The organism is Streptomyces sp. NPDC017991, assembly GCF_044328075.1.
Lineage (GTDB): Bacteria > Actinomycetota > Actinomycetes > Streptomycetales > Streptomycetaceae > Streptomyces.
The window spans coordinates 115,393-135,879 of the sequence record NZ_JBIRGP010000015.1 but is presented as its reverse complement, the minus strand read 5'-3'; the positions used below and the strand labels follow the sequence as shown (position 1 = coordinate 135,879).

Here is a 20,487-nt window from a genome sequence, read left to right as displayed (position 1 = left end):
GAAAAGGTGGGGTACTCGTCATTGCGGCCATCGGGGCAGCCGCGAAGAATCAGGCACATGGCGCACCGAACCGTCCTCCTCGTCCTCTTCGACGGCGTCCAGAGCCTCGACGTCACGGGCCCCGTGGAGGTCTTCGCGGGCGCGGACCTCCAGGCCGGCGCACCCGGGGAGACGTACCGCGTCCACACCGCCTCCCTGGACGGCCGGCCGGTGCGCACCTCCAGCGGGCTGACCCTGGTACCGGACCACGCGCTCGCCGACGCCCCGGCGCCGCACACTCTGCTGGTCCCGGGTGGGCGGGGCTCACGTGGCCCCGATCCGCGGGTGCTCGACTGGCTGCGCGAGCACGGCCCGCGCGCCGACCGGCTGGTCTCCGTCTGCACCGGGGCGATCCTGCTCGCCGAGGCGGGCCTCCTTGACGGCCACCGGGTGACGACCCACTGGGCGTACTGCGAGCGGCTCGCGCGCGACCACCCGGCCGTCGAGGTGGACCCCGACCCGATCTACGTACGTGACGGCAGGGTCGCCACCTCGGCCGGGGTCACCGCCGGGATCGACCTGGCCCTCGCGCTCGTCGAGGAGGACGTCGGACGGGAGGCGGCGCTCGCCGTGGCCCGCCATCTCGTGGTCTTCCTCAGGCGCCCGGGCAACCAGGCCCAGTTCAGCGCCCAGCTCTCCGCCCAGACGGCCCGGCGCGCGCCCCTGAGGGACGTCCAGCAGTGGATCACCGAGCACCCCGGCGACGACCTGTGCGTGGAGAAGCTCGCGGCCCGCGCCCGGCTGTCGCCCCGCCACTTCGCCCGCGCCTTCCAGGCCGAGACGGGCACGACTCCCGGGCGCTACGTCGACTCGGTCCGCCTCGAACACGCCCGCCGCCTCCTGGAGGACACCACCGACGGCGTCGAGGAGATCGCGAGGGCCGGCGGCTACGGCACCCCCGAGGCGATGCGCCGAGCCTTCGTGAAGACCCTTGGCACGTCCCCGGCGGAGTACCGCCGCCGCTTCCACCCGGTACCTGTCCGGTGAGCGGGCCCCGTGGCCGCGCTCGGGGCGCCCTTCAGGGGCGCGGGGAACTGCGCGACAAGCCCCCACCGAACCCGCACCCGACCCCACACCTCCGCACCCCGGACCTCCACACCCCGCCACAAAAGAAGGCGCACCCATGCAGATCGCCATCGTCATCTTCGACCGCTTCACGGCCCTGGACGCAGTCGGCCCCTACGAAACCCTGGGCCGCCTCCCCGACGCGGAAACCGTCTTCGTCGCCGGGCAGCGCGGCCCCGTCCGCACCGACACCGGAAACCTCGCCCTCACGGCGGACAAGGCCCTCGCCGAGGTCCCGCACCCGGACATCGTGGTGGTCGCGGGAGGCCCCGGACAGACCCCGCAGATGGAGAACGAGACGCTCCTCGACTGGCTGCGCACGGCCGACGCCACCAGCACCTGGACGACGTCCGTGTGCACGGGCTCGCTCCTGCTGGCCGCGGCCGGACTGCTCCGGGGCCGCCGCGCGACCTCCCACTGGCTGGCCCTCGACCACCTGGAACGCTTCGGCGCCGAGCCGACGGGGGAGCGGGTCGTGACCGACGGCAAGTACGTGACGGCCGCCGGCGTCTCGGCCGGCATCGACATGGGCCTCACCCTGCTCGGCAGGATCGCGGGCGACGAGCACGCCCAGGCCGTACAGCTGGCGGTGGAGTACGACCCCCGGCCGCCCTACGACGCGGGCTCCCCGCGGAAGGCACCCGCCCACCTCGTCGAACAGCTCCGCTCCCGCAGCCGCTTCATCCTCTCCTAGGTCCGAGGAGAGAATCCGGCGGCCAACTAAAGGGCTGACGCAAGGGCCGGCTCAAGGGCCGACCCGGCGGTCGGCCCGGCGGCTGATCTCGCCGGGCGCGGAAGCGGTCCAGGTGAACTCCGGCGCGCGGCGCTCCAGGAAAGCGGCGACCCCCTCCGCGGTGTCGTCCCCCTCACGCGCCTGCCTCGCCCAGTACCCGTCACGGTCGGTACGACCGTCGGCGAACTCCTTCGCCGCCGCCTGCGTCAGCTGTGAGCGGGACACGAGGATCCGGGCGAACTCCGCCACGCGCCCGTCCAGTTCGCCGTCGGCCAGCACCTCGTCCACCAGGCCGGTACGCAGCGCCCGCCCCGCGTCGATCAACTCGCCGGAGAACAGCAAGTACTTGGCGGTCGCGGGCCCCACGAGGGACACCAACCGCCGCGTGGAGGAGGCCGCGTAGACGATCCCCAGCTTCGCCGGAGTGATCCCGAACAAGGCCCGCTCGTCAGTGAACCGCAGATCGCAGGCCGCGGCGAGCTGACACCCGCCGCCCACGCAGTAGCCGCGTACGGCGGCGATCGTCGGCTTGGGGAAGGCGGCCAGCGCGTCCTCCGCGCGCACGGCGAGGCCCTGCGCCTCGCCGGCCGACCCCCGCAGCGAGGAGATGTCGGCCCCCGCGCAGAACGTCCCGCCCTCCCCGGTGAGCACGAGCACGCGTACGGCCGGGTCGTCGGCCAGGATGCCGAGCAGGGGCGGCAGCGCGCGCCACATGTCCGCCGTCATGGCGTTGCGCTTGGCGGGGTGGTGGACGACGACGGTGGCGACCCCGTCGGCGACGCTGTGCAACAGCTGCGGCTCCATGGCCGGATGCTACGTGGTCGGCCTCGTGCCGGGCCAAACCCGTACAACCCGAAGAGTTCCGGATTCGGCACAGGACGGACAAGATCGGTCACGCGACTGACGGTTGCGTGCGTCGGCGATCAGAAAGCATCGATAATCGCTGACTTCTGTTCAGTCATCCGGTACGGACCAGCGCGTTATCAACACTCGACGTGTGGTGACAATCGAGCGCAAGGGCGGCGACCGGACGATGGACGACCAGGGGTGGGGGACCGGCCCACGTCCTGAAGGCGGAGGGGAGGCGCCCCCCGAGGAGAGACCGCCCGGCCCACTGCCGTACGAGGGGGTCTGGCGGTTCACCGCTCCCGCCGTCGACTCCTCCGTACCGCAGGCACGGCACGCGGTCCGCGACCTGCTGGCCCGCCAGGGCGTACCGGTCTCGGACGACATCGTCCAGGGGCTCCTGCTGATCGTCTCCGAGCTGGTGACCAACGCGGTGCGGCACGCGGCCCTGCTCTCCCCGATGCTCGGCGTCGAGGTCGCCGTCGGAGCCGAGTGGGTGCGGGTCTCCGTCGAGGACAACCACCCCTACCGTCCCACGGCCCTGGAGGCCGACCACGGCCAGACCGGCGGCCGTGGCCTCCTCCTCGTACGCGAGATCACCCGCGAGGCGGGCGGGGTGTGCGACGTGGAGCACACGGCGACGGGGGGCAAGGTGATCTGGTCGGCACTGCCCCTCACCGCCGCCCGAGCGCTCTGAGGGCCACCGGCCCGCAGAGCGCCCCGAGAGTCACCAGCCCGCTGAGTCGCCCGTCAGTTCCCGGATCGCCGGCCGGGCCGAATCCAGCACGGTCATGAACCACGCCGAGAACGGGTCCTCCGCATGCCGCTCGGCCAGCTCGCCCGCACTCACGAAGACCGTCGACCCGACCTCCTCGGGGTCGGGCCGCAGAGCCGACTGCACCATCCCGACGAACAGGTGGTTGAACTCCTGCTCCACCAGTCCGGAGTCCGGGTCGGGGTGGTTGTAGCGGACCGTGCCCGCCTCGGCGAGGAGCGACGGCGAGACCCCCAGCTCCTCGAACGTCCGCCGAGCGGCCGCCGCGAAGGGCGCCTCGCCTGGGTACGGGTGGCCGCAGCACGTGTTGGACCAGACGCCGGGGGAGTGGTACTTGCCCAGCGCCCGCTGCTGCAGCAGCAGCCGGCCCCGCTCGTCGAAGAGGAAGACGGAGAACGCCCGGTGCAACTGCCCGGGTGGCTGATGGGCCGTGAGCTTCTCCGCCGTGCCGATCGTGGTGCCGTCCTCGTCGACCAGTTCGAGCAAGATGGCTTCAGCGTTGCCGTTCGACGAACTGTGCGTCGCGGTGGCAGGAGTGATCGGCATACCCGTCCTTCGCATCGGTCTTCAAGCCCCAAGTCTGCCGTACCGAACCGGCACTCCCGGCACCACGCGGGGTCCCGCACGTCCGGTTCCGCCGCGCGGCCGAACCGGACATCGCGGCCGGTACCAGCCGGACGCCGAAAGGGGCCGGACACCTCATCGTTCCCCCCTCTACCGGTACGGAACCGTCCAGAACGGGAGTCTTCGCCCTTTCACCCTCGGCGGAAACCGGGCCGTACGCCGTAGCCCGGAGTCGGTGTGCCGCGCCCGCCGACCGGCCCTCGCCCGTGCGTGGCGCCTCCACCACCGGGCGTACGCCGGCCCACCCACGTCGACCCCGCACGCCACCCTGCCCGATGCCGGAGCCACCGGGCAGGGGGACCGGCCGGCTCGTCACGCGTGATGCAGCTGCCAGCCGCGCCACGCCGACTCGACCATCTCGCGCACCCCGCGCCGCGCGCTCCAGCCCAGTTCCTCGGCGGCCAGCGCGGCCGAGGCGACCGCGCGCGGCGCGTCACCCGGGCGGCGCGGCTCGACGAGCACCTCACGCGTGTCGCCGGTGACCTCGCCGATGAGCGTCAGCAGTTCACGCACCGAGACACCCTCGCCGCGGCCGATGTTCACCGTCAGATCGCCCGCGCCGGACGCACCGCCCCCACCGCCGGCGCCTCCCCGGAGGTCCGGGGAGGCCAGCCGCCGGGCCGCCGCGAGATGCGCCTCGGCGAGATCGGCGACATGGATGTAGTCGCGTACGCAGGTGCCGTCCGGCGTCGGATAGTCGTCGCCGAAGATCCGGGGAGCCTCGTCGCGGGTGAGCCGGTCGAAGACCATCGGGACCACGTTGAAGACACCGGTGTCCGCCAGCTCGGGGGCGGCGGCGCCCGCCACGTTGAAGTAGCGCAGGCACACGGTGTCGATGCCGTGCGCGCGGCCGGCGGCCCGCACCAGCCACTCACCCGCGAGCTTCGTCTCGCCGTAGGGGCTCATCGGGGCACACGGGGTGTCCTCCGTGATGAGGTCCACATCCGGGTTGCCGTACACGGCCGCGGAGGAGGAGAAGAGGAACCGCCGCACACCCGCCCCGGCCACCGCGTCCAGAAGTGTGGCGAGCCCTCCCAGGTTCTCCTGGTAGTAGCGCGTGGGCTGGGCCACGGACTCACCGACCTGCTTGCGCGCGGCCAGGTGCACCACACCCGTCACCGCGTGCTCGGCGAGGACCCGCTTGAGCAACTCCCCGTCCAGCGACGAACCCTGCACCAGCGGAATGCCGTCGGGCAGCCGCGCCGGAACCCCGGCCGAGAGGTCGTCGAGCGCGAGCACGCGCTCCCCGGCCTCGGCCATGGCACGCGCCACGTGCGCCCCGATGTATCCAGCCCCACCTGTGATCAGCCATGTCATGGACGCCCACCCTATGCCGGTCCGCTCCGGTCGGAGCGCACATGTGCCTCGACCACAGGGAGCGGAAGCCGTGCCCTGAATTGCGCCGGAATAGGCCGTGGTTTGTGGGCGGGGGCCCGAATCCACGATGATGATCGCCGAGGACGTACCGATCAGAACGTGTTGATCGGCCCGTGAACGGGCGGTGAACGGCCGCTTCCATTCATCCGATAGCCTCTGCCGACATGCCGCCCGGCCGTCCCAGGGCGCACCCCCACCACGCACCTGCCCGGCGTCGTGCACGCCGGAACCCAGAGGAGTGAGTTCGTCTGTCGACCGCCATCCTCACCGGTCAGCCGGTCCCCGGGTCGTCGCTCGAAGGCGATCTGCGGTCCCTCGGCTTCGACGTGCGGGCCGCCACCGACGCGGCCGACGCCGAGACGCTCCTCGCCGCCGTCCCCGCTGACCAGCGGGTGGCCGTCGTCGACGCCCGCTTCGTGGGCCACGTCCACGCACTGCGGCTCGGCCTGACCGACCCCCGCTTCGAGGCCGCCGCGATCCCTGGCGCCGTCACCGCCAGGTCCGCGGCGCGTCCGGCGCTGGCCCGCGCGCTGCGCATCGCCTCCTCGGACGCGTCGAACGGCTCCGTGGTGGTCGGCATCGTCGCCGACCGGGTCGCGGAAACCCTCGACACCGATCTGCACCGCCCGGAGCTGGGCGAACTCGTCGCCGAGGTCCCCAGGGACCCGCAGGCCCGCAACGAGGCGCGGCAGTCCGTCGCCTCCGTGGACGACGAGGCGATCCGGCTGCGTACGGCCGTGAAGTCCCGCGACGGCTTCTTCACCACGTACTGCGTCAGCCCGTACTCCCGCTACCTCGCCCGCTGGTGCGCCCGCCGCGGTCTGACCCCGAACCAGGTGACCACGGCATCGCTGGTCACCGCGCTGATCGCGGCAGGCTGCGCGGCGACCGGCACCCGGCCCGGTTTCGTCGCCGCGGGCCTGCTGCTCCTCTTCTCCTTCGTACTCGACTGCACGGACGGCCAACTGGCCCGCTACTCCCTGCAGTACTCCACGCTCGGCGCCTGGCTCGACGCGACCTTCGACCGCGCCAAGGAGTACGCCTACTACGCGGGCCTCGCCCTCGGCGCGGCCCGCGGCGGCGACGACGTATGGGCGCTGGCCCTCGCCGCGATGGTCCTGCAGACCTGCCGGCACGTCGTCGACTTCTCCTTCAACGAGGCGAACGTCGACAGCACGGCGGCCAACACCAGCCCCACCGCGGCCCTTTCGGGCAAGCTCGACAGCGTCGGCTGGACGGTCTGGCTGCGCCGGATGATCGTCCTGCCCATCGGCGAGCGCTGGGCGATGATCGCAGTACTTACTGCGCTCACGACGCCCCGTATCACCTTCTACGTGCTGCTGATCGGCTGCGCGTTCGCGGCGTGCTACACCACAGCGGGCCGGGTGCTGCGTTCGCTGACCCGCAGGGCACAGCGCTCCGACAGGGCCCTGCAGGCGCTGGCGGACCTCACCGACAGCGGCCCATTGGCCGAGCTGCTGGCACGCCTCCCCGTCCGCACCCAGCCTGCCGTGACGCGGCTCTTCGCCCTGGCGTGCCTCGTACTGCTCTTGTACACGGGCTGGGCCGACGGACCGGGCTGGTCGGTCGTCGTGATCGCCGTCGTGTACGTCCTGGTGGCCGCGGACGTCATCAAGCATCCCCTCGACGGCGCCCTCGACTGGCTGCTCCCCCCGCTCTTCCGCGCCGCCGAATACGGCACCGTACTGATCCTGGCCGCCGAAGCCGATGTGAACGGCGCCCTTCCGGCAGCTTTCGGGCTGGTGGCGGCCGTCGCCTACCATCATTACGACACGGTGTACCGCATCCGCGGCAACGCCGGCGCGCCCCCGCACTGGCTGGTGCGGGCGATCGGCGGGCACGAAGGCAGGACGCTGCTGGTCACCGTCCTGGCCGCGCTGCTCACCGCAGAAGATTTCAAGGTCGCGCTCACGGTTCTCGCCGTGGCCGTGGCTCTGGTGGTGCTCTTCGAGAGCATCCGCTACTGGGTGACCGCCCACAGGCGCGGCGCACCCGCCGTACACGATGAAGGAGAACCCGCATGATCGGCCTCGTGCTGGCTGCCGGCGCCGGACGGCGTCTGCGCCCCTACACCGACACCCTGCCCAAGGCTCTGGTGCCGGTGGGACCCGAAGGCGACGAGGACAGCATCACCGTGCTCGACCTCACCCTCGGCAACTTCGCCGAGATCGGCCTGACCGAGGTCGCGGTCATCGTCGGTTACCGCAAGGAAGCCGTCTACGAGCGCCGCGAGGCGCTGGAGCAGAAGTACGGCGTCAAGATCACCCTGATCGACAACGACAAGGCCGAGGAGTGGAACAACGCCTACTCCCTGTGGTGCGGCCGTGACGCGATCAAGCACTCGGTGATCCTCGCCAACGGTGACACCGTGCACCCGGTCTCCGTCGAGAAGACCCTGCTCGCCGCCCGCGGCGACGGCAAGAAGATCATCCTCGCCCTCGACACGGTGAAGTCCCTCGCCGACGAGGAGATGAAGGTCGTCGTCGGCCCCGAGGGCTCCATGACGAAGATCACCAAGCTGATGGACCCCGCCGAGGCGACCGGTGAGTACATCGGCGTGACCCTCATCGAGGGCGACGCCGCGGACGAGCTGGCCGACGCGCTGAAGACGGTCTTCGAGACGGACCCGCAGCAGTTCTACGAGCACGGCTACCAGGAGCTCGTGAACCGCGGCTTCCGGATCGACGTGGCCCCCATCGGCGACGTCAAGTGGGTCGAGATCGACAACCACGAGGACCTCGCCAAGGGACGCGTGATCGCGTGCCAGTACTGACGAGGCTCATCCCCTCGCCGGTCGTCGTCGACATCCGTCCGGGCGCGCTGGACGACCTGGCGGCGGTCCTCGCCGACCAGCGGATCTCGCACTCCGGCAAGCTGGCCGTCGCGATCAGCGGCGGCTCGGGCGCCAAGCTGCGCGACCGGCTGGCCCCGGCGCTGCCGGGCGCCGACTGGTTCGAGGTCGGCGGCGGCACCCTGGACGACGCGATCAAGCTCGGCGACGCCATGAAGAAGGGGCGCTACGACGCGGTCGTGGGCCTCGGCGGCGGCAAGATCATCGACTGCGCGAAGTTCGCCGCGGCCCGGATCGGCCTCCCGCTGGTCGCCGTCGCGACGAACCTCTCGCACGACGGTCTGTGCTCCCCGGTCGCGACCCTCGACAACGACGCGGGCCGCGGCTCGTACGGTGTGCCGAACCCGATCGCCGTGGTCATCGACCTCGACGTGATCCGTGAGGCCCCGGTCCGCTTCGTGCGCTCCGGTATCGGCGACGCCCTGTCCAACATCTCCGCGGTCGCGGACTGGGAGCTGGCCAACCGGGAGAAGGGCGAGCAGATCGACGGGCTCGCCGCCGCGATGGCCCGCCAGGCCGGCGAGGCCGTGCTGCGGCACCCGGGCGGTGTCGGCGACGACGCCTTCCTCCAGGTGCTCGCCGAGGGCCTGGTCCTCACCGGCATCTCCATGTCGGTCGCGGGCGACTCCCGGCCGGCGTCCGGCGCCTGCCACGAGATCAACCACGGCTTCGACCTGCTCTTCCCCAAGCGCGCCGCCAGCCACGGCGAGCAGTGCGGTCTGGGCGCGGCCTTCGCGATGCACCTGCGCGGCGCCCGCGAGGAGTCGGCGTACATGGCCGAGGTCCTGCGGCGCCACGGGCTGCCCGTGCTGCCGGAGGAGATCGGCTTCACCCCGGAGGAGTTCGTCCAGGTCGTGGAGTTCGCTCCGTCGACCAGGCCGGGCCGCTACACCATCCTCGAACACCTCGACCTCTCCACCGACCAGATCAGGGACGCATACGCCGACTATGCAAAAGCCATCGGTAGCTGAGCTCCGCCCGGTCGTGCACCCCCCGGGTGTCAAGGACCGGCGGAGCGGCGAGCACTGGGGAGGCCGGCTCTACATGCGCGAGATCTCGCTGCGCATCGACCGGCACCTGGTGAACACCAAGGTCACGCCCAACCAGCTGACCTACGTGATGACCGTCTTCGGCGTGCTCGCCGCCCCGGCCCTGCTGGTACCGGGCATCCCGGGCGCGCTGCTCGGCGTACTGATGGTCCAGCTGTACCTGCTGTTCGACTGCGTCGACGGCGAGATCGCCCGCTGGCGCAAGCAGTACTCGATGACCGGGGTGTACGTCGACCGCGTCGCCGCCTACCTGTGCGACGCCGCGGTCCTCGTCGGCTTCGGCCTGCGCGCGGCGGACCTGTGGGGCACCGGGCGGATCGACTGGCTGTGGGCCTTCCTCGGCACGCTCGCCGCCCTCGGCGCCGTACTGATCAAGTCCGAGACCGACCTCGTCGGTGTCGCCCGCCACCAGACCGGCAAGGCACCGGTCCAGGAGTCGGCGTCCGAACCGCGCTCCTCCGGCATGGCGCTGGCCCGCCGGGCCGCGGGCGCGCTCAAGTTCCACCGGCTCGTCCTCGGTATAGAGGCCTCCCTGCTGATCCTGGTCCTCGCGGTCCTGGACACGGTCCGGGACGACCTGTTCTTCTCGCGGCTCGGCGTCGCGGTGCTGGCCGGCATCGCGCTGCTGCAGACCGTGCTGCACCTGGTGTCCATCCTCGCTTCGAGCAGGCTGAAGTGAGCACGGCCACGAAGGTCGGCGCGGTGATCATCACCATGGGCAACCGCCCCGACGAACTCCGCGCCCTCCTCGACTCGGTCGCCAAGCAGGACGGCGACCCGGTCGAGGTGGTCGTGGTCGGCAACGGCTCGCCCGTCCCGGACGTCACGGGCTCCCTACCCGGTGTCCGCACGGTCGAGCTGCCGGAGAACCTCGGCATCCCCGGCGGCCGCAACGTCGGCATCGAGGCGTTCGGCCCCGGCGGCACCGACGTCGACGTCCTGCTCTTCCTGGACGACGACGGCCTCCTGGCCCGCCACGACACCGCCGAGCTGTGCCGGCAGGCCTTCGCGGCCGACCCGGAGCTGGGCATCGTCAGCTTCCGTATCGCCGACCCCGAGACCGGCATCACCCAGCGTCGCCATGTGCCCCGGCTGCGCGCCTCCGACCCGATGCGCGACTCCCGCGTCACCACCTTCCTCGGCGGCGCCAACGCCGTCCGTACGAAGGTGCTCGCCGAGGTCGGCGGACTCCCCGAGGAGTTCTTCTACGCCCACGAGGAGACCGACCTCGCCTGGCGGGCCCTCGACGCGGGCTGGATGATCGACTACCGCTCGGACATGGTGCTCAACCACCCCACGACCGCACCCTCGCGGCACGCGGTCTACCACCGGATGGTCGCCCGCAACCGCGTCTGGCTCGCCCGCCGCAACCTGCCCGCGCCACTGGTCCCCGTGTACCTCGGCGTGTGGATGCTGCTCACGCTCGCCCGTCGGCCCTCGCGCCCGGCCCTCAAGGCCTGGTTCGGCGGTTTCAAGGAGGGCTGGACCAGCCCGTGCGGCCCCCGGCGCCCCATGAAGTGGCGTACGGTATGGCGCCTGACCCGACTGGGCCGACCACCCGTCATCTGACACGCTCGATATCTGAGAGCATTCGGGCCGTACCCCGGTCCCTGTCTTTGGCCTACGCCCTACCAGGCCGCGCACCTTGAGGACGAAAGTTTCCCTGTGAGTGAGACAACGCATGACGGCGGCGTCGCGGTGAGCGCCCCCCCGTCCCCCGATGAAGGGCTCAGCGCGGCGGACCTCGCCGCCAAGTACGGGCTGTCCGTCAGCGGCGCCCGGCCCGGACTCGTCGAGTACGTCCGCCAGCTCGTGGGACGGCGTCACTTCATCCTCGCCTTCTCGCAGGCGAAGCTCACCGCCCAGTACAGCCAGGCCAAACTCGGCCAGCTGTGGCAGGTGGCCACACCGCTGCTGAACGCGGCCGTGTACTTCCTGATCTTCGGCCTGATCCTGAAGGCCGACCGCGGCATGGACCGGGAGGTCTACATCCCGTTCCTGGTGACAGGCGTCTTCGTCTTCACCTTCACGCAGAGCTCGGTGATGGCGGGCGTGCGCGCGATCTCCGGAAACCTCGGACTCGTCCGGGCGCTGCACTTCCCGCGCGCCGCGCTGCCGATCTCGTTCTCGCTGCAGCAGCTCCAGCAGCTGCTCTTCTCGATGATCGTGCTGTTCGTCGTGGCGGTCGGCTTCGGCAGCTACCCCCGGCTGTCCTGGCTGCTGATCCTGCCGGTACTGGTGCTGCAGTTCCTCTTCAACACCGGCCTCGCGATGATCATGGCCAGGATGGGCGCGAAGACCCCGGACCTGGCCCAGCTCATGCCGTTCGTGATGCGTACGTGGATGTACGCGTCCGGTGTCATGTTCTCGATCCCCGTGATGCTCGAAGAGCACCCCGAGTGGATCGCCGACATCCTCCAGTGGAACCCGGCCGCCATCTACATGGACCTGATGCGCTTCGCGCTCATCGACGGGTACGGCTCCGAGAACCTGCCGCCGCACGTGTGGGCGGTCGCGGGCGGCTGGGCCGTCCTCGTCGCCGTCGGCGGATTCGTGTACTTCTGGAAGGCTGAGGAGCGTTACGGCCGTGGCTGAGCAGAACGACAGGGACCCCCTGATCCCGACCGTCATCGCGGACGAGCTGCACATCGTCTACCGCGTCAACGGCGCCAAGACCGGAAAGGGCAGCGCCACCTCCGCCCTCAGCCGCATACTCCGGCGCGGCGAGGAGCGAGGCGTCCGCAAGGTGCACGCCGTCCGCGGTGTCTCCTTCAAGTCCTACCGCGGTGAGGCCATCGGCCTCATCGGTTCCAACGGCTCCGGCAAGTCCACCCTGCTGCGGGCCATCGCCGGACTGCTCCCCGCGGAGAAGGGCCACGTCTACACCGACGGCCAGCCCTCGCTCCTCGGCGTCAACGCGGCCCTGATGAACGACCTCACGGGCGAGCGGAACGTCATCCTCGGCGGACTGGCCATGGGCATGACGCGCGAGCAGATCAGGGCGCGCTACGACGACATCGTCGACTTCTCGGGCATCAACGAGAAGGGCGACTTCATCACCCTGCCCATGCGTACCTACTCCTCCGGCATGGCCGCCCGGCTGCGCTTCTCCATCGCGGCCGCCAAGGACCACGACGTCCTCATGATCGACGAGGCCCTCGCGACCGGCGACCGCAAGTTCCAGAAGCGCTCCGAGGCCCGGATCCGGGAGCTCCGCAAATCGGCCGGCACGGTCTTCCTCGTCAGCCACAACAACAAGTCCATCCGTGACACGTGCGACCGCGTCCTGTGGCTGGAGCGCGGCGAGCTGCGGCTGGACGGCCCGACCGACGAGGTCCTCAAGGAGTACGAGAAGTTCACGGGCAAGTAGCCCCAGTCGTAGAAGAAGCACGCAGGGCCCCGCCGGAACGGTTCGGCGGGGCCCTGCGTCTGCAAAGGAAACGCCAACTCCGGTCGCCCGTAGGAATCTTGACGTCAATCGGTGTGTTCTTGTGATGTGCGGGACACCCCGGCGGAGCACGGCGGGTTGTACAACGTAAGCTGTACCGGTGCTGATTCGCGGCAAGTGGGGCGATACTGCGCGACACCAGGCATAGGGTCTGTCGCGCGGACGGCCGGGCGGCGTGTCCGAAATAGTCACCATTGGGTCAGCAGTGTAGAACGGGAGATGTGACGGCAATGGCTACGGAAACTCTCCAGCTCCGCTGCGCGTGTGCCGTCCTCGCGTGTGCCGTCCCCGGCCCGGGCGGCGGGCGATGACGCCGGCCAGAACGGCACGCGCCGGTGACCCGGAGCGCGGCACCCTCGACAAGGCCGCGGACGAGAACTTTCCCGTGGCGCCGTTCTTCCTGCCCAGGGCGTGGCGGGCCGACCTCATGGCCGTCTACGGCTTCGCCCGCCTCGTCGACGACATCGGCGACGGAGACCTGGCCCCCGGCGGCGCGGACGCCCGCCTCCTGGGCCTGTCCCCCGAAGAGGCGAAGGACCGGCTCGTCCTGCTCGACGCCTTCGAGGCGGACCTGCGCAAGGTCTTCGACTCGACTCCGGGCCACCCGATCCTGCGCCGCCTGCAGCCGACGGTCCGCCGCACCGGCCTGACCCCCGGGCCCTTCCTCGGCCTGATCGCCGCGAACCGCCAGGACCAGCTCGTCAAGCGGTACGAGACCTACGACGACCTCCTCGCCTACTGCGAACTGTCCGCCAACCCGGTCGGCCGACTCGTCCTGTCCGTCACCGGCACCTCGACCCCCGAGCGGGTCCGCCTCTCCGACGCGATCTGCACGGCCCTGCAGATCGTCGAGCACCTCCAGGACGTCGCCGAGGACCTCGGCCGCGACCGCATCTACCTTCCCGCCGAGGACATGAAGCGCTTTCACGTCCAGGAGGCGGATCTCGCCACGCCCACGGCAGGCGCATCGGCGCGCGCACTGGTTGCATACGAAGCAGAACGCGCCCGGAACCTCCTGAATGAAGGCACCCCCCTCGTGGGTAGCGTCCACGGCAGACTGAAGCTGCTGCTCGCGGGGTTCGTGGCAGGAGGAAGGGCGGCGATCCAGGCGATCGCCGCCGCCGAATACGACGTACTTCCCGGCCCGCCGAAGCCCGGCAAGATCCAGTTGCTGCGCGAGGTGGGAGTGACTCTGCGAGGAGAGGGGTGATCCGGACCGTGGAGTCGGAACCACACATGTCCGCACCGGTACTCGCCGCTTACGGCTACTGCGAGGCGGTCACCGGGCAGCAGGCCCGGAATTTCGCGTACGGCATCCGGCTGCTGCCGACGCCCAAGCGCCGGGCCATGTCGGCGCTGTACGCGTTCTCCCGGCGCGTCGACGACATCGGTGACGGAGCGCTGGCCCCCGAGGTCAAGGCGAAGCGGCTGGAGGAGACCCGGGCGCTGCTCGGCCGGATCCGCGACCGCTCGGTCGACGAGGACGACACCGATCCGGTCGCCGTCGCCCTGCGGCACACGGCGGACCACTTCCCGGTCCCGCTCGACGGCCTCGACGAACTCATCGACGGCGTGCTCATGGACGTCCGCGGCGAGACGTACGAGACCTGGGACGACCTGAAGGTCTACTGCCGCTGTGTCGCCGGAGCCATCGGCCGCCTCTCGCTCGGCGTCTTCGGTACGGAACCGGGGGCGCGCGGCGCGGAGCGGGCGCCGGAGTACGCGGACACCCTCGGGCTCGCGCTGCAACTCACCAACATCCTCAGAGACGTTCGCGAGGACGCCGGGAACGGGCGGACGTATCTGCCCGCGGACGACCTCGCGAAGTTCGGCTGCTCGGCCGGGTTCAAGGGGCCGCGCCCACCGGAGGGCTCCGATTTCGCGGGCCTCGTGCACTTCGAGGTGCGCCGGGCCCGCGCGCTCTTCGCGGAGGGCTACCGGCTGCTGCCCATGCTGGACCGCCGCAGCGGCGCCTGTGTCGCCGCGATGGCCGGCATCTACCGCCGCCTCCTGGACCGCATCGAGCGCGAACCGGAGGCCGTCCTGCGCGGCCGGGTCTCGCTCCCCGGACGCGAGAAGGCGTACGTCGCCGTGCGCGGCCTCTCCGGCCTCGACGCCCGGCATGTCTCCCGCCGAACCGTCAGGAGGCGCGCTTGATGGACACTCCGGCCCAAGATGACGCAAGTACCTGGAAACGGCGCGCAACCCTTCGGCCGGGGACTGCGTCCCTGACTGCATCGGCCGCCCGCGCCCCGCTCCACCGGCTCGGCGAGGCCGCGGGGGAAGGTGCACGATGAACGACACCACGCAGGACGAGGGGTCCGATGCCGGCTCGTCGGGCAGCCCCGCGTCGGCCGTAGTGGTCGGCGGGGGGCTCGCGGGGACGACCGCGGCGCTCGCGCTGGCCGACGCGGGAGTCCGTGTGACGCTGCTCGAAGGCAGGCCCCGCCTGGGCGGACTCGCCTTCTCCTTCCAGCGCGACGGACTCACCGTGGACAACGGCCAGCATGTGTACCTGCGCTGCTGCACGGCGTACCGCTGGTTCCTCGACCGCGTCGAAGGAGCGGACCTCGCGCCGCTGCAGGACCGCCTCGACGTGCCCGTCCTCGACGCCGGGGCCCCGGCCGGACGACGGCTCGGCAGAATCGGCCGAACGGCGCTGCCCGTCCCGCTGCATCTGGCGCGCAGCCTCGCGACCTACCCGCATCTGTCGCTCGCCGAGCGCGCCAGGGTCGGACGTGCCGCTCTGGCGCTCAAGGGGCTCGACCTCGCCGATCCGGCGCTCGACGCGCAGAGCTTCGGCACCTGGCTGACCGCGCACGGTCAGTCCGATCGGGCCATCGAGGCACTGTGGGACCTGGTGGGGGTCGCCACCCTCAACGCGGTGGCCGGCGACGCCTCGCTCGGGCTCGCCGCGATGGTGTTCAAGACCGGTCTGCTGTCCGACCCGGGCGCCGCCGACATCGGCTGGGCGCGCGTCCCGCTGGGTGAACTGCACGACCGGCTGGCCCGCAAGGCGCTCGACTCCGCGGGAGTCCGTACCGAGGTCCGTACACGAGTCACCTCCATCTCCCGACACGAGAACGGACGTTGGAGCGTTCAGGTTCCCGGCGAGACGCTCGACGCCGACACGGTCGTCCTCGCCGTGCCGCAGCGCGAGGCCCACGATCTGCTGCCCGAAGGCGCCCTCGACGCCCCCGAGCGGCTGCTGGAGATCGGTACGGCACCCATCCTCAACATCCACGTCGTGTACGACCGCCAGGTGCTCAGCCGGCCGTTCTTCGCCGCGCTCGGCTCCCCGGTGCAGTGGGTCTTCGACCGGACCGAGGCGTCCGGGCTCAAGGAGGGCCAGTACCTCGCGCTGTCCCAGTCGGCCGCGCAGGACGAGATCGACGCACCGGTCGCCGCGCTGCGCGAGCGATACCTGCCGGAACTGGAGCGGCTGCTGCCGCACACCAGGGACGCGGAGGTCCGGGACTTCTTCGTGACCAGGGAGCGTACGGCGACGTTCGCCCCGACCCCCGGCGTCGGACGGCTGCGGCCCGGCGCCCGCACCAAGGCACCCGGCCTGTACCTGGCCGGCGCGTGGACCGCCACAGGGTGGCCCGCGACCATGGAGAGTGCGGTCCGCAGCGGCGTGAGCGCGGCGGACGCCGTACTCGCTGCCCTGGGCCGGCCGCGCGACCATCTCTTCGAGCTCTTCGAGGAGGCGGCGTGACGCTCGATCAGAGCGACGGGGCCACCGTCGCCCGCTCCGGCACCGGCCCCCGCACCCCCCGTATCGCGAATAGAGGAGAGACTGTGCCCACTGTGCCCCCGGCATCGAAGGCTGCCGACGCGGTGGACGTGACCGCGCTCCTGGAGCGCGGCCGGACCCTGGCCTCACCTGTACTGCGGGCGGCCATCGACCGCCTCGCACCTCCCATGGACACCGTCGCCGCCTACCACTTCGGCTGGATCGACGCCGAGGGCAACCCCGCCGAGGGCGACGGCGGCAAGGCCGTGCGCCCCGCACTCGCCGTGCTGTCCGCGGAGGCCGCGGGCGCCGCCCCCGAGGTGGGCGTGCCGGGCGCGGTCGCCGTCGAACTGGTGCACAACTTCTCCCTCCTGCACGACGACCTGATGGACGGCGACGAGCAGCGCCGCCACCGTGACACCGTCTGGAAGGTGCACGGCCCCGCCCAGGCGATCCTCGTCGGCGACGCCCTGTTCGCGCTGGCCAACGAACTGCTCCTGGAACTGGGCACGGTCGAGGCGGGCCGCGCCACGCGCCGGCTGACCACCGCCACCCGCGCGCTGATCGACGGCCAGGCCCAGGACATCTCCTACGAGCACCGCGACCGCGTCAGCGTCGAGGAGTGCCTGGAGATGGAGGGCAACAAGACGGGCGCCCTGCTCGCCTGCGCCTGCTCCATCGGCGCGGTCCTCGGCGGCGCTGACGACCGCACGGCCGACACGCTGGAGAAGTACGGCTACCACCTCGGCCTCGCCTTCCAGGCCGTCGACGACCTGCTCGGCATCTGGGGCGACCCGGTGGCCACCGGCAAGCAGACCTGGAGCGACCTGCGCCAGCGCAAGAAGTCCCTGCCCGTCGTGGCCGCGCTCGCGGCCGGCGGCCCGGCCTCGGAGCGCCTGGGCGAACTGCTCGCCGCGGACGCCAGGAGCAGCGACTTCGAGAACTTCTCCGAGGAGGAGTTCGCCGTGCGCGCCGCGCTCATCGAGGAGGCGGGCGGCCGCGAGTGGACCGCCCAGGAGGCGCGCCGCCAGCACACCGTCGCCATCGACGCCCTCGACACGATCGACATGCCGGACCGGGTGCGGGCACAGTTCGTGGAGCTCGCCGACTTCGTCGTCGTACGAAAGAGATGATCACTATCGGTCGAATAGCCCTCGCGTAGTCGCCGGCCGGTGCTGCGGACGAACGAGCACCGGCCGACGGCGGACCCAGCAGAGCCATGCCACTGCACGAAGGGGAAGCCATGACAGCGACGACCGACGGAAGCACCGGGGCCCTCCCGCCCCGCGCAGCCTCGGCCAGCGACATCCGGACGGAATCGACTCCCGCGGCGGCCGGGACAGCCGATATCCGAGAGACCGCCACGCACGCGATACAGCGTGCCACCGACTTCCTGCTGACCACGCAGGACGCCGAGGGCTGGTGGAAGGGCGACCTGGAGACCAACGTCACCATGGACGCCGAAGACCTGCTGCTCCGTCAGTTCCTGGGCATCGACGACGAGAAGACCACACAGGCTGCCGCGCTGTTCATCCGCGGCGAGCAGCGCGAGGACGGCACCTGGGCCTCCTTCTACGGCGGACCGGGCGAACTCTCCACCACCGTCGAGGCGTACGTGGCCCTGCGGCTGGCCGGTGACGCGCCGGACGATCCGCACATGGCGCGGGCCTCCGCGTGGATCCGGGAGCGGGGCGGTATCGCCGCGGCCCGGGTCTTCACCCGGATCTGGCTCGCCCTGTTCGGCTGGTGGAAGTGGGACGACCTTCCCGAACTGCCCCCGGAACTCATCTGGTTCCCGAAGTGGATGCCGCTCAACATCTACGACTTCGGTTGCTGGGCCCGGCAGACCATCGTGCCGCTCACCGTCGTCTCCGCGAAGCGCCCGGTCCGCCCGGCGCCCTTCACGCTGGACGAGCTGCACACCGACCCCGGTAACCCCAACCCGGTCAAACCCCTGGCGCCGGTGGCGAGTTGGGACGGGGCGTTCCAGCGGCTGGACCGGGCCCTGCACGCCTACCGCAAGGTCGCGCCGCGCAGGCTCCGCCGGGCCGCGATGAACACCGCGGCCCGCTGGATCATCGAGCGCCAGGAGAACGACGGGTGCTGGGGCGGCATCCAGCCGCCCGCCGTCTACTCGGTCATCTCCCTGTACCTGCTCGGCTACGACCTCGAACACCCCGTGATGCGCGAGGGACTGGCCTCCCTGGACCGCTTCGCCGTGTGGCGCGAGGACGGCGCCCGGATGATCGAGGCCTGCCAGTCACCGGTGTGGGACACCTGTCTGGCGACCATCGCGCTCGCCGACGCGGGCGTGCCCGCCGACCACCCGCAGCTGGTGCGGGCGGCCGACTGGATGCTCGGAGAGGAGATCGTCCGCCCCGGCGACTGGGCGGTCAAACGGCCCGGACTCCCGCCCGGCGGCTGGGCGTTCGAGTTCCACAACGACAACTACCCCGACATCGACGACACCGCCGAAGTGGTCCTCGCGCTGCGCCGCGTGCGGCACCACGACCCGGAGCGCGTGGAGAAGGCCATCGGACGGGGGGTGCGCTGGAACCTCGGCATGCAGTCGAAGAACGGCGCGTGGGGCGCCTTCGACGTCGACAACACCAGTCCCTTCCCCAACCGGCTGCCGTTCTGCGACTTCGGCGAGGTCATCGACCCGCCGTCCGCCGACGTCACCGCGCACGTCGTGGAGATGCTCGCGGTCGAGGGCCTGGCCCAGGACCCGCGCACCCGCCGGGGCGTCGAGTGGCTGCTCGCCGAACAGGAGGCCAACGGCTCCTGGTTCGGCCGCTGGGGCGTCAACTACGTATACGGGACCGGGTCGGTGGTGCCCGCGCTGGTCGCCACCGGACTGCCCGGCTCGCATCCCGCGATCCGGCGGGCCGTGGCCTGGCTGGAGACCGTGCAGAACGACGACGGGGGCTGGGGCGAGGACCTGCGCTCCTACCACGACGTCGCCGAGTGGAGCGGGCGCGGCGAATCGACCGCCTCCCAGACCGCGTGGGCGCTGCTGGCGCTGCTCGCGGCCGGGGAGCGGGAGTCCAAGGCCGTCGAGCGCGGCATCGCCTGGCTCGCGGGGACCCAGCTGGCGGACGGCTCCTGGGACGAGCCGTACTTCACCGGCACCGGATTCCCGTGGGACTTCTCCATCAACTACCACCTCTACCGGCAGGTGTTCCCTCTCACCGCACTCGGCCGGTACGTCAACGGCGAACCGTTCGCCGACCTGCAGAGCGGCTCCCAGAGCGCCTTCGGCAGGGCGAGCTGATGAGCGCGACATCGGGCGCCGCCCCGCTGCTGATCGCCTGTGCGCTGGGCATCGAGCGGTTCGCCCTGCGCACGGGCGGCGACCGGGGCGGCGCCCACGGACCGGTCACCGTGCTGCGTACGGGCATGGGTCCCGCGGCAGCCGAGCGGGCGGTCGGCAAGGTGCTGGCCGGTCCCGCGATGCGCGGGGCGGCCGTCCTGGCCACGGGCTTCTGTGCCGGGCTGGCCCCCGGTATGCATCCCGGGGACCTGATCGTCGCCGAGGAGACCCGGGATGCGCGCGGCAGCACGCCCTGCGTGGGCACCGGCCTGCTCGTCGGGGAACTGCGGCGCGCCGTGCCCGGGCGCGCCGTCCACACGGGGCCGCTCGCCGGTTCCGATCACGTGGTCCGCGGTCCCGAACGGTCGCATCTGTTCGCGACCGGGGCGATCGCGGTCGACATGGAGTCGGCGGCGACGCTCCGCAGCGCGGTCCGCGCGGGCGAGCGCCCGGTTGCCGCCGTACGGGTGGTCGTGGACGCTCCAGAACATGAACTCGTCCGGATCGGCACGGTACGCGGTGGAATATCAGCCTTCCGTGTTCTTCGTGCTGTTCTTCCTGTTTTCTATGAATGGCACCGTTCTTCGCTGCTCCCCTGGAGGTGAGCCAG

The 20,487-nt window shown here is 71.4% G+C and carries 20 protein-coding genes; 17 read left to right on the top strand and 3 right to left on the bottom strand.

All coding sequences use genetic code 11. The annotated features are described in order from the left end of the window. Window positions 1–57 precede the first annotated feature (57 nt). Window positions 58–1,026, top strand: coding sequence for a GlxA family transcriptional regulator (locus tag ACH4DZ_RS36060; protein WP_398292465.1), 969 nt, complete (start codon window positions 58–60; stop codon window positions 1,024–1,026). 136 nt (window positions 1,027–1,162) lie between these two features. Continuing rightward, complete coding sequence (locus tag ACH4DZ_RS36055; protein WP_398292463.1) at window positions 1,163–1,798, top strand: DJ-1/PfpI family protein; 636 nt, start codon at window positions 1,163–1,165, stop codon at window positions 1,796–1,798. A gap of 51 nt (window positions 1,799–1,849) precedes the next feature. Here the strand turns inward: ACH4DZ_RS36055 and ACH4DZ_RS36050 are convergent, their stop codons facing one another. Beyond that, window positions 1,850–2,641 carry an enoyl-CoA hydratase/isomerase family protein gene (locus ACH4DZ_RS36050; RefSeq protein WP_398292461.1) on the bottom strand — a complete coding sequence of 264 codons (792 nt, stop codon included), beginning with the start codon at window positions 2,639–2,641 and terminating at the stop codon, window positions 1,850–1,852. A 229-nt stretch (window positions 2,642–2,870) separates the two neighbouring features. On the opposite strand from ACH4DZ_RS36050, the gene ACH4DZ_RS36045 reads away from it, so the two are divergent. Further along, window positions 2,871–3,380 (top strand): ATP-binding protein, encoded by a 510-nt coding sequence (locus ACH4DZ_RS36045; RefSeq protein ID WP_398292798.1) that lies wholly within the window; start codon window positions 2,871–2,873, stop codon window positions 3,378–3,380. 30 nt (window positions 3,381–3,410) lie between these two features. Here the strand turns inward: ACH4DZ_RS36045 and idi are convergent, their stop codons facing one another. Continuing rightward, on the bottom strand, window positions 3,411–4,004 hold the full coding sequence (idi, locus tag ACH4DZ_RS36040) for an isopentenyl-diphosphate Delta-isomerase (protein WP_398292459.1): 594 nt from the start codon (window positions 4,002–4,004) through the stop codon (window positions 3,411–3,413). A 390-nt stretch (window positions 4,005–4,394) separates the two neighbouring features. Next, complete coding sequence (gene galE / locus ACH4DZ_RS36035; protein WP_398292457.1) at window positions 4,395–5,399, bottom strand: UDP-glucose 4-epimerase GalE; 1,005 nt, start codon at window positions 5,397–5,399, stop codon at window positions 4,395–4,397. Between the two features lie 308 nt (window positions 5,400–5,707). Here galE and ACH4DZ_RS36030 point away from each other — a divergent pair, with 308 nt between their 5' ends. The 14 genes from ACH4DZ_RS36030 (at window position 5,708) to ACH4DZ_RS35965 (ending at window position 20,482) form a co-directional block, all read left to right on the top strand. Beyond that, window positions 5,708–7,504: a DUF5941 domain-containing protein gene (locus ACH4DZ_RS36030; RefSeq protein ID WP_398292796.1), complete on the top strand. Its 1,797-nt coding sequence runs from the start codon at window positions 5,708–5,710 to the stop codon at window positions 7,502–7,504. Continuing rightward, window positions 7,501–8,253, top strand: coding sequence for a sugar phosphate nucleotidyltransferase (locus ACH4DZ_RS36025; protein ID WP_398292455.1), 753 nt, complete (start codon window positions 7,501–7,503; stop codon window positions 8,251–8,253). The genes ACH4DZ_RS36030 and ACH4DZ_RS36025 overlap by 4 nt, the downstream gene beginning before the upstream one ends. After that, entirely contained in the window at window positions 8,241–9,302 is a 1,062-nt protein-coding gene (locus ACH4DZ_RS36020) for an iron-containing alcohol dehydrogenase family protein (protein ID WP_398292453.1), read from the top strand. Before ACH4DZ_RS36025 ends, ACH4DZ_RS36020 begins: the two co-directional genes overlap by 13 nt. Next, window positions 9,280–10,059 (top strand): CDP-alcohol phosphatidyltransferase family protein, encoded by a 780-nt coding sequence (locus ACH4DZ_RS36015; protein WP_307534613.1) that lies wholly within the window; start codon window positions 9,280–9,282, stop codon window positions 10,057–10,059. Before ACH4DZ_RS36020 ends, ACH4DZ_RS36015 begins: the two co-directional genes overlap by 23 nt. Window positions 10,060–10,094: 35 nt before the next feature. Further along, window positions 10,095–10,949, top strand: coding sequence for a glycosyltransferase family 2 protein (locus ACH4DZ_RS36010; protein ID WP_398292794.1), 855 nt, complete (start codon window positions 10,095–10,097; stop codon window positions 10,947–10,949). A 96-nt stretch (window positions 10,950–11,045) separates the two neighbouring features. Further along, window positions 11,046–11,975: an ABC transporter permease gene (locus ACH4DZ_RS36005; protein ID WP_398292451.1), complete on the top strand. Its 930-nt coding sequence runs from the start codon at window positions 11,046–11,048 to the stop codon at window positions 11,973–11,975. Further along, on the top strand, window positions 11,968–12,750 hold the full coding sequence (locus tag ACH4DZ_RS36000; protein WP_398292449.1) for an ABC transporter ATP-binding protein: 783 nt from the start codon (window positions 11,968–11,970) through the stop codon (window positions 12,748–12,750). The genes ACH4DZ_RS36005 and ACH4DZ_RS36000 overlap by 8 nt, the downstream gene beginning before the upstream one ends. A 385-nt stretch (window positions 12,751–13,135) precedes the next feature. Next, window positions 13,136–14,038 carry a squalene synthase HpnC gene (gene hpnC, locus ACH4DZ_RS35995; RefSeq protein ID WP_398292447.1) on the top strand — a complete coding sequence of 301 codons (903 nt, stop codon included), beginning with the start codon at window positions 13,136–13,138 and terminating at the stop codon, window positions 14,036–14,038. Further along, a complete protein-coding gene (gene hpnD, locus ACH4DZ_RS35990) occupies window positions 14,035–14,985 on the top strand; it encodes a presqualene diphosphate synthase HpnD (protein WP_398292445.1) in 951 nt (316 codons plus the stop codon). The genes hpnC and hpnD overlap by 4 nt, the downstream gene beginning before the upstream one ends. After that, window positions 14,985–15,125 carry a DUF6380 family protein gene (locus ACH4DZ_RS35985; protein ID WP_398292442.1) on the top strand — a complete coding sequence of 47 codons (141 nt, stop codon included), beginning with the start codon at window positions 14,985–14,987 and terminating at the stop codon, window positions 15,123–15,125. Before hpnD ends, ACH4DZ_RS35985 begins: the two co-directional genes overlap by 1 nt. Beyond that, the gene (gene hpnE, locus ACH4DZ_RS35980; protein ID WP_398292440.1) at window positions 15,122–16,546 is read left to right on the top strand and encodes a hydroxysqualene dehydroxylase HpnE; all 1,425 of its coding nucleotides are present in this window, start codon (window positions 15,122–15,124) and stop codon (window positions 16,544–16,546) included. The genes ACH4DZ_RS35985 and hpnE overlap by 4 nt, the downstream gene beginning before the upstream one ends. Window positions 16,547–16,629: 83 nt before the next feature. Then, window positions 16,630–17,697 (top strand): polyprenyl synthetase family protein, encoded by a 1,068-nt coding sequence (locus ACH4DZ_RS35975; RefSeq protein ID WP_398292792.1) that lies wholly within the window; start codon window positions 16,630–16,632, stop codon window positions 17,695–17,697. A gap of 110 nt (window positions 17,698–17,807) precedes the next feature. Then, entirely contained in the window at window positions 17,808–19,838 is a 2,031-nt protein-coding gene (gene shc / locus ACH4DZ_RS35970) for a squalene--hopene cyclase (protein WP_398292438.1), read from the top strand. Beyond that, window positions 19,838–20,482, top strand: a complete 645-nt coding sequence (locus ACH4DZ_RS35965) for a 1-hydroxy-2-methyl-2-butenyl 4-diphosphate reductase (protein WP_398292435.1) — start codon at window positions 19,838–19,840, stop codon at window positions 20,480–20,482. The genes shc and ACH4DZ_RS35965 overlap by 1 nt, the downstream gene beginning before the upstream one ends. Window positions 20,483–20,487 lie beyond the last annotated feature (5 nt).

What these genes read in the sequence shown, in the direction of transcription:
- ACH4DZ_RS36060 (WP_398292465.1), top strand. Translation starts at nt 58, where the DNA reads ATGGCGCACCGAACCGTCCTCCTCGTCCTCTTCGACGGCGTCCAGAGC.
- ACH4DZ_RS36055 (WP_398292463.1), top strand. Translation starts at nt 1,163, where the DNA reads ATGCAGATCGCCATCGTCATCTTCGACCGCTTCACGGCCCTGGACGCA.
- ACH4DZ_RS36050 (WP_398292461.1), bottom strand. Translation starts at nt 2,641, where the DNA reads ATGGAGCCGCAGCTGTTGCACAGCGTCGCCGACGGGGTCGCCACCGTC.
- ACH4DZ_RS36045 (WP_398292798.1), top strand. Translation starts at nt 2,871, where the DNA reads ATGGACGACCAGGGGTGGGGGACCGGCCCACGTCCTGAAGGCGGAGGG.
- idi (WP_398292459.1), bottom strand. Translation starts at nt 4,004, where the DNA reads ATGCCGATCACTCCTGCCACCGCGACGCACAGTTCGTCGAACGGCAAC.
- galE (WP_398292457.1), bottom strand. Translation starts at nt 5,399, where the DNA reads ATGACATGGCTGATCACAGGTGGGGCTGGATACATCGGGGCGCACGTG.
- ACH4DZ_RS36025 (WP_398292455.1), top strand. Translation starts at nt 7,501, where the DNA reads ATGATCGGCCTCGTGCTGGCTGCCGGCGCCGGACGGCGTCTGCGCCCC.
- ACH4DZ_RS36015 (WP_307534613.1), top strand. Translation starts at nt 9,280, where the DNA reads ATGCAAAAGCCATCGGTAGCTGAGCTCCGCCCGGTCGTGCACCCCCCG.
- ACH4DZ_RS36010 (WP_398292794.1), top strand. Translation starts at nt 10,095, where the DNA reads ATGGGCAACCGCCCCGACGAACTCCGCGCCCTCCTCGACTCGGTCGCC.
- hpnC (WP_398292447.1), top strand. Translation starts at nt 13,136, where the DNA reads ATGACGCCGGCCAGAACGGCACGCGCCGGTGACCCGGAGCGCGGCACC.
- ACH4DZ_RS35985 (WP_398292442.1), top strand. Translation starts at nt 14,985, where the DNA reads ATGGACACTCCGGCCCAAGATGACGCAAGTACCTGGAAACGGCGCGCA.
- hpnE (WP_398292440.1), top strand. Translation starts at nt 15,122, where the DNA reads ATGAACGACACCACGCAGGACGAGGGGTCCGATGCCGGCTCGTCGGGC.
- shc (WP_398292438.1), top strand. Translation starts at nt 17,808, where the DNA reads ATGACAGCGACGACCGACGGAAGCACCGGGGCCCTCCCGCCCCGCGCA.
- ACH4DZ_RS35965 (WP_398292435.1), top strand. Translation starts at nt 19,838, where the DNA reads ATGAGCGCGACATCGGGCGCCGCCCCGCTGCTGATCGCCTGTGCGCTG.